The organism is Bacillus sp. FSL K6-1218, from assembly GCF_038006445.1.
Classification (GTDB): domain Bacteria; phylum Bacillota; class Bacilli; order Bacillales; family Bacillaceae_G; genus Bacillus_A; species Bacillus_A thuringiensis_S.
In genome coordinates, this window is record NZ_JBBOVE010000002.1 from 366,488 (window position 1) to 382,291 (window position 15,804).

Below are 15,804 nucleotides of genomic sequence, written 5' to 3' on the forward strand. Positions count from 1 at the left end.
TATTTCTATCTTATAGCGTAACGCTTCATACTTACGAGCTAATCAACCTTGATAAAGCACCGGTAAAAAAGTATTTGACTAATTTGATTATTAGACATTTAATATCCACATGCAAGACACTACAATATTACTCATGAAATTATGTAATACAATTGACTACATCTTAAGTCGCTAAAAAGAATTATCTCCTTTATTTTTTATCGTCACCCTTCCATAGTACCTCCATATGTTGTATAGAGATATCTCCTTCTACATTTCATTGATGCCTCTTTCAAGTCCTAATACACACCTTAAAAAGTGCTCTTTTTACTTTGCATGTCACTCATCCTACAATGAAGTAAGATCTTAACTTATGAATAATTTATTGAACCCCTGCTAATAATATAAATAAATTGGTAATAGCCAATCTGTATCCTTAATGAATCTCTAATTTTCTTGAATTCTCCCTGAGGCAAGGCGGCTATTTTTTATAGCTGCCTTTCTTGTATGAATTTTGAACTACCCCCACTTTCACTTTGTTTAGAAGTGAGGGATTCCTAAGTAAAGAGATCTATCGAACTCTAATTGATTAGGCTAACCCCGCAGTCCTTGCGGTTAGAAGCCTTATCGCTTCATTCTTTATATTGATACTTGCGTTAATATCCCTATCATGGTGTATACGACAAGAAGGACAGTCCCATTCACGTAGGTTTAAATTTTTAACGTCTTTATTTTGATATCCACAACAAGAACATAATTGGCTGGAAGCAAATGTTTTCGATACGACAATGACTTGTTTGCCATACCATTTTGCTTTATATTCCAACATAGTTCGAAATTGTGACCATGATACCTCACTAATTGCTTTTGCTAACTTATGATTCTTTAACATATTCGATACTTGCAAATCCTCTATACCGATAACATCGTGGTTTTTGATGATTTCGGTTGAGATTTTGTCCAAGTAATCTTTTCTAGCATTTGATATGTATTCATGAATTCTAGCTACCTTGACTCGTTGTTTATTCCAACGAGAAGATCCTTTCATTCTTCTAGAAAGAACACGCTGTGCTTTCGCCAACTTATCTTCTAATGATCGGAAAAACTTCGGATTTTTATAGGGTGTTCCATCTGACAAAATAGCGAAATCTTTTAGTCCTACATCTATTCCAATGTAAGAATGTGTTTTCGGAAGTTCTTGTACTTCTGTTTCAACTAATAGTGACACAAAATATCTGCCAGAAGGGTTTCGTCTAACAGTGGCACTTACAATACGTCCCTCTACTTCACGACTTTTGGCACATCGAACAAGGCCTAGTTTCGGCAACTTTATTTTGTTCCCTACAACGGCAATATTTTCATTTGTTTGTTTTGTGGTATAAGATTGTACGTTGTTCTTCTTAGATTTAAAGCGCGGGGCGCTGTTTTATTTTTTGAAAAAGCGCGTATAAGCATCCGCAAGGTTGCGAACAGACGACTGAATCGCAATACTATCCACTTCTTTGAGCCAAACAAAATCTTTCTTCATGGCAGGGAGTTTGGCAGAGCATGTACCATAGGTCAAGCCTTGTCCTGTCTCTTTGTATGCGTGATCCCATAAGGATAGGAAATGATTGAATACAAAGCGGGAACAACCAATCGTTTTGTTGATTAGAATTGCTTGTGCTTGATTTGGATAGATACGAAACTTATAGGCTTTATTAATCATCATTTCATTCACCTCCATTTCGGTATATAACTATTATAAACCAAACGTACATTCGATAGATAGTAAAGTAACACTTTCTATATGTCGAACAATTAAGATGGCTTCCTGCCATCCCTTGTTCGAAGCCAATTCAGCTCCCACCTACTCCTGGGCTGTTGCCCTTCACACACTCCTTGAGGAAGAAATCTTCTTGGCTAAAATGATAAATATATGCACATACTATTAACGGAAGGCTTGAATCATTGTCATTGAAAATGTTCAGCACTTCCGCTCCTTAAGAGAACAGTCTACGCAACTGTTCTCTTTCCTATTTCCTTTTTTCACGCATATAATCTGACAAGCATTATTAACTCTAACTCCCCTACAATCAATCGCATTGCAACATTTTCAATATTCCCTCAACAAATTCTCAATATTTTTCATGGACAACAGCACACTTTCTCAACGGTTTTAATATCTTAATATTAGATACTCAAAGGAGGTGTTGAAAAATGACTTGGTTCATTATTTTAGGATTTATGCTTATTTTAATAATAAGCGGTTTTCATGCACATAGTATTCATATCATTTTCAAAATAGGTTCAGATACAAAAGCTGTGCCAAGTTGGTCTTTCGTTAATAAAATAAATTTCCAAACATTAAAAGAATTAATAAAAGGACTAAATAAGGATAAACTTAAAATCCTTACAATAGGAGAACTTGTTATTCCTTTAAGTTTCTTTAATAGATTATTTAGCAAAACATTAATTTTTCTATTCCTATTCTTTTACTCTCAATACTTAAACTAACGTAATTTAAGATCAGTTAAAGAATAACAATCACTAAGCTTAGCAAGCCAACATTATTCAATCACCTATGATGAACTGGCCCCAAAGAGTTAAACAAAAATTAAGCGACCATCTGAATGTGAGTCCGGTATTGTACTGGACTCATTCCTTTTAACTGTACTTTGATTCTTTTGCGATTGTAATGACCTAGATAATTATCTAATACTATCTTAATATGTTTCATACTTTCAAATTTCATAAGATAAATTACTTTTGCTTTGTCTTGTTCTGGAATTCCTTCTCTTTTTCAACTAAAACCTTTAACTTTTTTAAATAATCTATTTCCATACGTAAACATTCATTTTGACCTTTTAATGCCTCTATAGCCCCTTCAATAGCTGCATTATCTAACTTTGATCTTGTATTTGTAATTCCCATAGCTGGATCCCCTTTCTTCTTTTATATAGGAAATCCATGTCTTATAAATCATATATTCCCCTTCATCTACGGACTGTTTCAATGAATTCCTTAAGAAAAACGATTCTTTTATTTCCTTTGTTTTTAATCTATTTCTAAACATTTCAGATATACTCTTTAAAAAATCCCACTATATTCATTCCATATTTTTCTCTCCTAAATGAACCGTAGTACATATTATCCACAACATATTTATAGGTTTTAATAGTATTTTTAACAAAATCTGCTTACATTTAAATAGACATACCACTTTAATCTGTCAACTCCACCTATATTGATAAATATGAAAAATCAAATTCATTTGACATTTCGATGACTTATAACAGGAAAATATATACATCAAATGAAACCTGATATATCTTTAGTTTGTAAGTTGTAGTTAGTTGGCCAACTTTCCATACAATTTAAGAATATAAAATAAGGGGAGTCTAAAATGAATCCAATATTAAGAAAAAGTAAGAAAAAAATGATGTATCTAGTTGGTTCACTTCTAATTTCTCTATCAATGTTTTCAAATACTAGTTTTGCAGCTACAGAAGGCGCTGTAAAAAGTGTTACAAATAGTACCTATACCGGAATTGCAGCTGATATAAATCTACCAAAATCAGTTGTTGTTAAAGATGGGTATGTGAATTGGTATTTAGGTATTGGGGCATCTAAAGTTGAGGGTGGTATTTCCAAAACACCAAGTGGATATAAAGTATTTCTAAATTCAGGATATAATGAATCAGGTCAAAACAGTAAGTATTGGAACACACAGTTTGATGCGTCAATTAAAGATGGTGATCGAGTAAATCTTAAAATAGTTAATAACGGAAATGGTACGGTTACTATGTATGTAAATGGAAACCCTAGATATGCTAATCAGCCTGTATATGGCTCATTTTCTCAATATGAACCAGTAAAAATGGTTCAGGGGGTTGAAGATACTGGACGTAACTCCTTTAGCCAAGCTAGCTTTTCAAATGTACTTCTAAGAGCAGATACATCTGGGGCTAGCTACAAAAGTTGGAACAGTTCAATTTCTTCCTCATTTTCAAGACACGGTACTTATGGTAACAATTTCACAGTTTATTCTCAAGTACCATTAAGCGCAAGTTTACGCTAAAGGTTTTATTTGAATAATAATGTTTTTGTGAAAAAGTAGTTGCACTTGCAGCTACTTTTTTCTATAGAGTACATTGTAATAAATATCCACGCCAATATAAATAACATCTTTCAACTTTTTCAAAAAACAAGCTGTTTATTTAAATGTTATGTACAAAAAAACGTAGAAATATTTAATTCCTACGTTTTTATAGGTTAATCAATTAATTCATTTACTATTACAATTCAAAGTCATACTTCGTTTGATAAGCCACTAAGTAAAAATAATACTCCGAAAAAATAACCCCAACTGGCTTTACGCATATATCTCTTGAAAAAACAAGAAACCACCCATTTGGATGGCCTCTAAATTTACTAGTTTTAATATTTTTCTGCTACTAAAATATAATCAAAGTTATTATCTTCATTCCCTCTTACCGATGAACTTACTTCAATATAATAGTCTTCCCATTCTTCCGCTTCAAAAACAATTTTTTCCATATCATTAGAAAGGTTCAAAGATTTTTTTATTATTTTACCTTTCGAATTTCGTACAAATAGATCAAAATCATTATCATCATGCATTCCTTGCAAAGTAACTTCAACTTTCATAGTATCACTTGGGGAAAATCTAAAGATATCTATACCGTCTTTATCGTTTAAATTTAAATTGCCATAAACCACACAATCATACCCCAAATCTAGTCTATTGGCTGTTTCAAGAGTATTATTTGGCTCCGTATCTCTAAATTCTTTCTGTTTTCTAGCAGCGTCCACAAAATTTGTACTACTAAACACAAGTGTTACGGTTCCTAATAATATAATCCCTAATTGTTTTAAATTCATTTTCCTCATCCCCTCTTTATTTTTGTGTTTATTATGAAATTACATACCTATATTTTACTATTTTGTAAATGTTTTTACTATTGAGAAAATCTATTTATCCTTCTTTATTTATTTTACAATCATTTTATAGACGTTTTCTAAGAGTCGAAGTTTTCGAGTCGGTATGTTAAAATTTGTTTCCCCAGCTTTTAGAGCTCAAAAAAATAGGTGGATTCAGCGGATTAATTTGTAATAAAAAATAGAAATAGACAGTCGTGATGGCCTATCTCGTCTTTTTAGATGTATTAAGTGGCTTTTATTTAGCTCTTAATCCTTCAATTTTCTTACCCTTCTCCTTAATATCCTCTCGAAAAGATAATATAACCGTGTATAATTTTTTCACGGTTATAATTTTCCACTGTTTAATTAGGAATTTTATATGTTGACCATTTACGCCTAGCATTTTTCTTTCCCCATTTCGCACGACAGTTCCTTTTTGCTCTACGGTAACAATTTCACACATACACATCTTACTTTCCATTTGAATGATAAATTATTAAATCAAGATTTATTATTATGCAAAATTACATTTCAATTGTAGTTGATAATCATTCTTATTGTAACTATAATGATTACATGTTAGGTGATATACGAAAGTTATTTACGAATTAAACCTAACTGCGCATTTAACTACAACCGGAATGGAGATGTTATAAGGTATGAAAAAAATCATTTTAGCTGGTGCATTAGGAATTGCAGCTCTTGCAGGCACAAATCTACCAGGATTAGAAGTAACAAAAGCAAGTGCAGCTTCTATCGAGTCAAATTTATCAACAATTGAAGGGCGTGTAGTTGAGGTTACTGATAATGTTATCTCTGTTGAGTCAACAAAGTATTCAGAACCTATTAGTATCTATTTAAACTCTACACCAAATGTAAAAGTTGGTGATCAAGTAAAAGCTACTGGTGCAATGATGCGTAATTTTACGGACTATATGGTTGCAGAGTCAATTGAAAAGGTTCAAGGTACTGATACATTACACCAGGGAAGTTATTTAAAACATGTTTTTGCATATGAATATGAAATAGGACATGTTACAAAAGTAGATAAGTTTAAATCTGGAATAGAAGAATATGATTATGTAATTGTTCAATATACTGGAAATGACGGAAGTAAACGTAATGTTACAGTTTATTTGACACACGGGCAGAAATTTAATGTAGGTGAAAAGGTTAAAGTTCATATGGCGAACGCTGAAAGAAGTAATGAGTGGTCGATAACAGATGAGATTGAAAAAGTTAATGATTCTCAAGCATTAACTGATGATAGATGGATTTGGTCTTAATATAAAATTGTATTTTTTCTCTTATTGAAAAGAATTATTTGTCTTGGTTAATTTCTTCTGTTAGTAATATGAAGAATTGAAATATTATCCAACCAACTAAATGTATAAACCTTTTAATCGAAAAGAACTTGTAGATAAAACTACAAGTTCTTTTTACTTTTCCAAAAAACAAGCGAAAGTAAACAAATATTCAAAACTTCATATTTATAAACCAATCTGTTCAAAATCGATTGTATATTCTATAGCAATATTGGTTCTTTAATGATTGGTAAAAACTCGATACTCATAGCATAATTTAATAACAAATTGATATATTCTTGATTTGGCTCTAAACAATGTATATTCTTCAAATATCTTTGCGTGTATAAACAAGATGGTATAGCTACTGATAGCTCTTCTACAGATTCTAATAAAGGCATTATGAGCTCTAAAGCTTTCTGTTCATCAGTAGTTAAATTTGTATTAAAAAACTTCTCTATATACTTCTCTTGTTTCATTAACAGGATATCGTATCCAAAAGCTTGTAAACTATTAATAAATTGATTCCATTTAAGCTGATTTGGATTACAGATATGCATGGTTTTATTTACTGTATTGGCCTTATAAGATAATTCAGTAATAGCTAAACTTCCATAGTCTACAGGCGTTAAATCTACATACGTATTGACGTCAGGAGCTATGCTAGATAGGCATATCCCTTTTAATAATCTATAAAATGCGTTTTCATTAATATTGTATTGAAATTTACCTGTTTTAGAGTTACCCACTAAATTCCCCACACGGTATATTGTGGCACGAACTCCTTTTTCCATTGCTTCTCTGACCATTTTCTCGCCTTGAAACTTACTTTCTAGGTACAGATTATCTAAATTTTGCCCCCTATCAAAATTAGACTCAAAGAATTCAAATTCTTTTGGATCGCTTTCAGCCTGACCTACTACACTTAAAGTCGATATATAATGAAAACGTGCATTTGTGTTCTTAGCTAATTCCAACAAGTATTTTGTAGACTGAACATTTACCTTTTGAAAATGCTCACGTTCTCCATAGTGTCTAACTTCTCCACCACAATGTATGATTGACTCTACCCTATTCTTTAAATGGTCCAATTGCTTTGAATCTAGACCTAGATTCATCAAGGATAAATCTCCTTCAATTAATTCTACTCTCTCCTTCAACTTTTGGAGGATTTCTTTACCAAAATAAAACTCCATTCTTTCTTTTAACTTTGCACCAATTACTTGATCCTCATTTTTTCTTACTAAACAGTAAATAGTCGTAGTTGGCAACTGTAATAATCTTTCTAAAATATGTGCTCCTAAATATCCTGTTGCCCCTGTAAGGAAAACTGTTTTTGGATAATTCACCATATCTAACTCACATTCTTCTAAATTAGTTCTTTCATAAACAGAAGTCGTTTTCGTTTCATTTTCCATACATGCTACATTCATATTTTTCTCTTTCTTGGACGACATATCTTCCATCTCTTCAATATGAGAGGCTAATTTTTTTATTGTTCTATACTTAAAGAAATCTTGAATTTTCAAGTTAGGATATAACGGTTTTAATTTGACTAATGCCGGCATAACTTTTAAAGAATGTCCACCCAAATTAAAGAAATCATCTTTTAACCCTATAGATTTTACGTTTAGAACTTCAGACCATACCTTTGCAATGTTTTTTTGCACTTTAGTTTGAGGTTTAAGTTTACACTCATCATTTTGCTCATAATCAAACTCTATTTCTGGTAGTCTTTCAAAATCAATTTTCCCATTCGCCGTTATAGGTATTTCTAACACATGAGAGTAATATTTAGGAATCATATATTCTGGCAATACATTTGATAAATGTAAAGCTAGTTTATTTTTCTCTATCCCTATACCGTCCACTGTTTTATAATAAGCTTGCAGTAACATTCCATCTTTCGTTTGTGTTACCACAGCCTGACTCATCCCCTCAAGTTGTAACATTGCATCTTCTATTTCTCCTAATTCAATTCTGTGCCCTCTAATTTTTACCTGCTTATCTTTTCTTCCCATAAATTCTATATTTCCATTTGGTAACCATCTTGCTAAATCACCTGTTCGATATAATCTTTTACTATTGTCTTCTGAAAATGGGTTTGAAATAAATGCCTGTTTTGTTTTCTCTTCCTGCTTCCAATACCCTTGGGCCAATCCTAAACTTTCAATATATAATTCACCCATGCTCCCTACCGGACAATGTTGCATATATGAATTCAATATATGAACCTTTGTATTAGAAATTGGAATACCAATCGGTATGCTTCCTAAAAGATTATTTTCGCCTTCTAATACTGGTATGAAATAATACATTGCTGAGACTGTTGCTTCAGTAGGGCCATACTCATTTACCAGCTGTACTTGGTTTTTAAAAGTATTTTGCCAACTTTTAATGGCATTTGTTGATGCAGCTTCCCCTCCCATTATTATAAATCTTAAAGAACGTATCTTTTCGCTATCCAGTTTAGTTAATGAAGACGATAATTCATTGAAAAATACTGTTGGTATGTCAGAAATAGTTGCTTGTGTTTCTTGAATGGCTTGAGCATATGCGACAGTTGAATAGCGCTGTTCATTACTTAATAAATATAGTTCCGCCCCATTTAACAAGGTAGAAAAAATTTCCGATACAGAAGAATCAAAACTATGGGAATAAAACTGTGTTACTTTATCATTTGGAGAAATCTCAAATACTTCATTTCTCCATTCAACTAAATTTAATACTCCTTTATGCGTTAATAATGTACCTTTTGGTTTTCCTGTTGATCCTGAAGTATAAATTACATATGCCAAGTCATCTGGTTTATTTAAAATTTTCACATCACCATTTATAGTCGTACGATATATATCCTCTATTATTGAAACCTTATAATCACTTAAATTCAAATGACTTTTGTATTTGTTACTCGTTATAATTCTACATGCCTCACTGTCACAAACTATATAATTTATTCTATCCTCAGGGTATTTTACATCGATTGGTATATAGGCAGCACCGGCTTTTAATATTCCAAGCATAGAAACGATACTATTCATGCTTCTATCTAAAAATATGGCTACCTTATCACCTCTTTTTATACCTTTTTCGAGTAAATGTTGAGCTACTTGATTAGAGCTGATATTTAATTGTCTATATGTTAAAGATTCCGTTTCAGTCGCTATAGCAATCCGATTTGATTGTCTTTCTACTTGCTTATAGAATTGCTCCTGTATATTTTGAAAATAAAGATATGGTCTTTCTGTCTGATTTACCTTTTTATATAGAGATTCTTCTTCCTGTGATAGGAATGAAAGATTTTCATATGCTACTGTTCGTTGATGAATAAATGCGTCCAGTATATTAAGTAAATTTTGAGTAAATCTATTAATTGACTTTTCCTTGAAAAGGGTAAGATCATACTCAAATGAAATCCCTAGATAATCCAATCCTTCTTCAACAGCTAAAGAAATGTCAAACTTACTAACATCTTGTTTATTAGGTAACAATTGAAGCTTGTACGCATCATGTTGTTGCAAAATATCTTTCTGGTAACTAAACATAGTAGAAAAGATTGGGTTATTTCCAAAGCTTCTATCCGGATTTATTTGCTCAATTACTTTATCAAATGGGTATGATTGGTTTTGGAAAGAATTCAAACATTTTTCTCTCACTACTTGTAATAGCTGTTTTAAATTTTTCACATCATTTAATTGTGTTCTAATCGCTAAAGTATTTACAAAAAATCCTTGTATTTGTTCAAATTCTTGATAATTCCTTCCAACAACCGGTGTACCTACAATAATATCTTTTTGATTCGTTAGATAATGTAACAATTGAATATATGCTGCCAAAAATAGCATATACATCGAAACATTCTCTTGTTCACATACTTGTTTCAAAGACTCTTTCATTTTATTATCTAACTTCATTTCAAATACTGTACCTCTATTTGTACTTTGACGATTCTTACTAAAATCTAAAGGAAGATTTAGTATAGGAAGAGGCGCTGCAAGTTCGGCCATCCAATAAGATTTTTCGGTATCCCACCGCCCTAATTTTAACTGCTCCTGTTCCCACTCAGCATAATCTACATATCGATTAGAGATAGTTGGCAACTCAGGATTTCTACGTTTAGCAAAGGCACTATATACCTTCATTAATTCATCTAATAAATTTCTTACACTCCACTCATCTGTAATAATGTGATGTAAATTGATATATAAATAAGACTTTCTCTTATTCAGATTAAAAATCCTAATCCTAAAAAGAGGGCCCTTTTCTAAATCAAATGGAGTACGATCCGTTTGATTTATTGTTGTACGTATATATTCTTGTTGTTCTTTTTTAGACATGTGTTCAATCTCATCGTGAATCAGGTCAATCGCTATTGAGTTTAAGATGACTTGTCTAGGCTCCCCATTTCTTTCAATAAACACTGTTCGCAGCATCTCGTGTCGTTCAACTAAAAATCTTATGGTGTCTTGTAAGATATCTTTTTTCAAACTCGGCTCAATATATATGTGTAGCGGTGTATCATATACTCTATTAATGGCGTTATATTTATTTAAAAACCAGATTCTTTTTTGAGCACTTGATAACTGATAACTTTCCTTATCTGTAACTTTTAATATTTGTATCTTCTGTTCTTCCCTATCATGATTTACATCCATTAATTTATCGATGTAAGCAGATAGACTAGCAATAGTTGTATGCTCAAAAATATCTCTAATTTCAATTTTTAGATGAAACTCTTTTTGAACTTGATTTAACACTTGCACAGCAATTAATGAATGTCCCCCAAGTTTAAAAAAGTCGTCATCTCTACTGATTCTATATTTCCCTAAATTTAAAATCTCTGACCATGTTTTTGCCAACCTTTTTTCTGTGCCACTTATTGGTGGTATATATTGATTTTGCATATTTTCAAGTAAAGATGGGATTTGTAATTCTAATTTTTTTCTATCAACCTTACCACTTGGTGATAATGGAAATGTTTTAAGATGAAATATATAATTTGACATCATAAAATCTGGTAATCTTTCACTTAAGAATGTTTTTAAGTTCTCTTGTTTTATCTCTGTATTGTCTTTTGATACATAAAAGCTAGCAATTTTGTCATTTTGATAAGTTACTACTACTGCATCTTTTACCTCTGGGTGTTTAAATAATGTTCCTTCGATTTCATCAAGCTCAATGCGATATCCACGTATTTTTACTTGATTATCTTTCCTTCCGATAAATTCTAAATTTCCATTTGGTAAAAGACGAACTAAATCCCCAGTACAATACATCTTCTTATCATGATTATAGGATTTATTGAAAGAAATAAAAGCCTCTTCTGTTTTTTCCTTTTGATTTAAATATCCGTTGGCAACTCCATCACCGCCAATGAATAACTCACCTACTACACCTGACGGACATAACGTATTAAACGGACTAACCACGAAAACTTCACTATTAGCGATTGGTTTACCTATTGGAATATTAGAAGTTTCTTTTTGTATCTCATGATTTACTTTATAAATGGTTGCACAAACAGTAGTTTCAGTAGGACCATATGCGTTAAGAACCGGAATCTTTAACCCTAATTTACTTTGCCATTTATGAACTGATTCAGCAGGTAAGGTTTCCCCTCCCACAAATACACATTTTATAGAATTTAATTTAAGCAACATTTCTTTTGGCATATCAGCTATTAATTTAAAAAATGCTGTTGGTAAAAGAACATATGTAATACCATTCTTTTGAATTACATTTATAAATTCCTCTGCTGAACGTTTTTCGATTTCAGAGATTAAATGTATTCTCCCTCCGCATAACAAAATCGGAAACATTTCCATAATAGAGGCATCAAAAATCATCGTTGCAAATTGTAAAAACACATCATTTTTGTCTAAATTAAATTGATTCATTAATGAATATGATAAATTAATTACTCCTTTATGTGGCACAACTACTCCTTTTGGTAAACCTGTTGAACCTGAAGTGTAGATAATATAAGCTGCATCTTCTATGGTATGTGTAGGTGCAATATTATCTATAGAATTAGCGTAATGAAAATCCTCTAGATAAATTGTATGAATCGCAAAACTTTCAATCAATCCCTTGTATTCTTTCTTTGTAATAATCATTTGACTTTCGCTATCTTTTAAGATGTATTCTATTCTTTTTTCAGGAAACTTTGGATCGATTGGTACATAAACTCCACCTGATTTTAGGATGCCTAGAATCCACACAATTGTATCGATTTCTCTCACCATAGTAACGCTTACACGCTGTCCCTTTTTTATATCATTTTCACGTAAATAATTCGCTATTTGATTTGACCTTTGCTGCAAGTCATAATAGGTAATCGATCTATCTCCCATAGAAATCGCTATTTGATTTGGTGATTTTAATGCTTGTAGATCGATTAATTGATCTAGTGTTTTTGAATTAGGATATGCAAGAGTATTCGAGTTTAAATCTTTGTATAAACGATGATCCTTTTTTAAAAGTAAATCCAATGAATGGATAGGTTCGTTCACCTGCTTCATTAGTTTTTGTAACAAAAATATATATCTTTCAACTAAATCATTAATACTCTCTGGCTTATATAAGGCGGAGTTATAGTCAACCTCAATTTTATTCCCTGTATCCCCTTCATATCTCATTATTCTCCAGGTCATGTTAAAAGGATTTACTCTTTTACAATCTGTTAAAACTACGGACTCAATATCAGGAATTTTCAATTGAGGCACCCTTACCGTATTAAATGCCGTTGCATATATCATATTATGGTGTGTATTTTTATTTAGATTTAAATCTTTTACGATATGTGTATACGGATTATGTTTATATTTAATAGCTAAATGAACAAATTTGTTCACCTTGTTAAGTATCCGCCTAAATGTATCCCCTTTTTCTATTGTTATACGTATAGGTAATGTATTAACAAAATAGCCAAAAGCATTCCTTTCTTCCGTATGTGGTCTAGTATTAATCGGAATACCTACAATAATTTCTTCAGCATTTGTCATTTGATGAAGCAAGATACAATACGTACTTAACATAACCCGATAGACACTTATGTTATTACTTTTAGCAAAACATTGTATTTGATAAAAGAGTGCGGAATCTATACTCTTGCTTATATTTTTGTTCGTATATCTCTGTTCATTCCTTTTATTTACAGTAGTAGGAAACTCCGTAGGAGGTAATTCACCTTGTAAATAATCTTGCCAATAGGATGATCCTTCTCTATATATTGCGCTGTCAATAAAACCTTCCTCAAATTCTACAAGGCTCTTATAAGGAGATTCTAATACTAAACCCGTATTTTCTTGAAGTAATTCACAATACGTATTAGATAATTGTCGGACAAAAATTCCTAAACTACATCCATCATAAATAATGTGATGAAAAATCATATGCAAAATAAATTCATCTTCACTTAATTTAATGATGTGGAATTTAAACAAAGGGCCTTCTTCTAAATTAAACTTCTCATTCACTCTAGATTCTAAGAATTTTTTTAAAATAGATTTTTGTTCTTTATTTTTAAAAGCAGTTAAATCCTTAATTGGTATATCAAAATCTATACTCTTTCGAATTAATTGTTTAATTTTTTCGTCCTTTTTCATAAATAGTGTACGCAGCGCCGGATAAGATTGCACCATTAAAGTAAGCGCTTTCTTCAAGGTCTCTATTTGAAGATTTCCTTTTAGCTTTATAATAGTAGGTTCATTGTTCATTCCTTTTTCTAATTCCATTTGATGCGCTATCCATAATGCTTCTTGCCCTACTGTTGCATCCAATTCTTCTACAATTTCATATTGCTTTTGTATTTCTTTCATATGAATTTCTCCTTTTATAAATATTTCAAAACGGATAATATTTACATTTATAACTATATGTACAGATTCTACGATTTGTAAATATATATTTTCCGACTAAATTCAACATTTATTTCACTTATTGCATAGTTATTAAAATTATGAATAAAATTCATATTTATACTGTAATAGTTCATACTTTTATTCAATTTAAGCATAAAAAACCATTTCACTAATAATTCTAATTTCTTTTTATACAGTATTCTTACATATATTTATTAAAGTATATTGCCTAATTTATTCTGCGAAAATAAATTCAAGAATATTCCAAGTGGTCACTATATATATTTCTAATAATATAAACTGTAAAGGAGGAGTCCGTACATAATGGAATATAGATTATTAGGTAACACGGGGTTAATAGTTTCAGAGATAGGATTCGGTTCTTGGGCAATTGGTGGAGATGAATGGGGTGCAGTAAAAGATAATGAATCCATTGATGCAATTGAGAAAGCAATTGACCTAGGGGTCAATTTTATTGACACTGCTGATGTTTATGGATTAGGTCATAGTGAAACACTCGTTGCAAAAGCTATAAATAATCGCAGACAGGATATAATTCTTTCTACAAAAGGTGGATTAATTGGTCATCATTATGACCAAAATCAACCAGCCGTTTATGGAGATCCTCAAAAGATCATTGATGCGTTTGAGGCTAGTTTACTGCGGCTTAAAACGGACTATATAGATGTGTACTTTTGTCATATTTGGTGGGATAAACCTGAAGAAACAGAAGCCTTTCTCCAAGCTTTCCACACCTTAAAAAAATCTGGCAAAGTAAGAGCTGTTGGCGTTTCTACTAATGATTTAGATTATATTAAACATTTTAATCAGAATGATGATTTAGATGTTGTACAATTAGATTATAGTATTCTGAATAAAGAACCTGAAAAAGACATCCTTCCTTATATTGAAAAACATAATTTAGGTGCTGTGATAAGAGGTCCACTTAAGATGGGAATTTTAACTGGGAAATTTAATCATGAAACTCAATTTCCAGACGATGATTTAAGAAAAGATTGGCCAAAAGAAAAGTGGTTTAAAGATAGCATAAACAAAGTAGAGAAATTACGTTCACTTGTACGATTAAATCGAAGTTTAGCGCAAGTTGCTTTACGTTATGTTTTAAGTCACCCTGCCGTTTCAGTTGCTATTCCTGGTGCAAAAAATTCTACTCAGGTTGAAGAAAACTCTTCACATTTAATTCGCCCATTATTATTAGATAATGAAATTGAATTCATTAAACAACTTTGATCAAATAATTATTCTTCCATAAAAAATTATGCTGATTTTTCTACCAAATCCATACTACTATTTCTTCTCCACTAGAACATATCTTTAGCACTTTCGCCCTATTTTTTTATCTTTTCCCAACAATATCTACAGTTTATAAGGTAGTTGAACCCTTTTATTCAACTACCTTATAATACGTTCTACATTATATTAAAATATCTACTACACTAGTTGAATACATGCTAAGGCAACATGCAAACCGAATAAACAATTAATTCAGAAATATTTTTAGAAACTTCATTATCTCACAATTACTTTTTTTAAAATAAATCAAAAAATTTTTCTTTACTTTAAATTCCATAATTCATATAATCTTCTATGGAATTACATTTTTTTCTAAATAGCTCCTCATTTCTAAGTATTCAAAAGGGCAATTACAAATTATTATACCCTTATGTTTAACCAAGTAAAATAAAAATCCAGTTTTTCACAAGGAGAAGTGACTG

At 31.3% G+C, this 15,804-nt stretch carries 9 protein-coding genes and 1 pseudogene; 4 read left to right on the forward strand and 6 right to left on the reverse strand.

What is annotated here, in order from left to right; translation table 11 throughout:
• Window positions 1–568 precede the first annotated feature (568 nt).
• Window positions 569–1,690, reverse strand: a pseudogene (gene tnpB / locus MHI26_RS29875) (IS200/IS605 family element RNA-guided endonuclease TnpB).
• 488 nt (window positions 1,691–2,178) lie between these two features.
• Here tnpB and MHI26_RS29880 point away from each other — a divergent pair.
• Entirely contained in the window at window positions 2,179–2,475 is a 297-nt protein-coding gene (locus MHI26_RS29880) for a hypothetical protein (protein ID WP_000219733.1), read from the forward strand.
• Window positions 2,476–2,575: 100 nt separating this feature from the next.
• Here MHI26_RS29880 and MHI26_RS31670 read toward each other — a convergent pair whose 3' ends face one another.
• On the reverse strand, window positions 2,576–2,713 hold the full coding sequence (locus tag MHI26_RS31670; RefSeq protein ID WP_097888878.1) for an IS3 family transposase: 138 nt from the start codon (window positions 2,711–2,713) through the stop codon (window positions 2,576–2,578).
• Window positions 2,714–2,721: 8 nt separating this feature from the next.
• Window positions 2,722–2,892, reverse strand: coding sequence for a hypothetical protein (locus MHI26_RS29885; RefSeq protein WP_176519910.1), 171 nt, complete (start codon window positions 2,890–2,892; stop codon window positions 2,722–2,724).
• Window positions 2,893–3,364: 472 nt separating this feature from the next.
• On the opposite strand from MHI26_RS29885, the gene MHI26_RS29890 reads away from it, so the two are divergent.
• On the forward strand, window positions 3,365–4,039 hold the full coding sequence (locus MHI26_RS29890) for a hypothetical protein (protein WP_061667947.1): 675 nt from the start codon (window positions 3,365–3,367) through the stop codon (window positions 4,037–4,039).
• A gap of 359 nt (window positions 4,040–4,398) precedes the next feature.
• On the opposite strand, the gene MHI26_RS29895 is transcribed toward MHI26_RS29890, so the two are convergent.
• Window positions 4,399–4,863 (reverse strand): hypothetical protein, encoded by a 465-nt coding sequence (locus MHI26_RS29895; RefSeq protein WP_001050004.1) that lies wholly within the window; start codon window positions 4,861–4,863, stop codon window positions 4,399–4,401.
• A 295-nt stretch (window positions 4,864–5,158) separates the two neighbouring features.
• Entirely contained in the window at window positions 5,159–5,383 is a 225-nt protein-coding gene (locus MHI26_RS29900) for a hypothetical protein (protein ID WP_255287689.1), read from the reverse strand.
• A gap of 178 nt (window positions 5,384–5,561) precedes the next feature.
• Here MHI26_RS29900 and MHI26_RS29905 point away from each other — a divergent pair, with 178 nt between their 5' ends.
• Window positions 5,562–6,188 (forward strand): ATP F0F1 synthase subunit alpha, encoded by a 627-nt coding sequence (locus tag MHI26_RS29905; protein WP_061667946.1) that lies wholly within the window; start codon window positions 5,562–5,564, stop codon window positions 6,186–6,188.
• A gap of 239 nt (window positions 6,189–6,427) precedes the next feature.
• Here MHI26_RS29905 and MHI26_RS29910 read toward each other — a convergent pair whose 3' ends face one another.
• The gene (locus MHI26_RS29910; RefSeq protein ID WP_061667948.1) at window positions 6,428–14,026 is read right to left on the reverse strand and encodes a non-ribosomal peptide synthetase; all 7,599 of its coding nucleotides are present in this window, start codon (window positions 14,024–14,026) and stop codon (window positions 6,428–6,430) included.
• 366 nt (window positions 14,027–14,392) lie between these two features.
• Between MHI26_RS29910 and MHI26_RS29915 the strand changes: the two genes are divergently transcribed.
• Window positions 14,393–15,319, forward strand: coding sequence for an aldo/keto reductase (locus MHI26_RS29915; protein ID WP_061667295.1), 927 nt, complete (start codon window positions 14,393–14,395; stop codon window positions 15,317–15,319).
• Window positions 15,320–15,804: the final 485 nt, after the last annotated feature.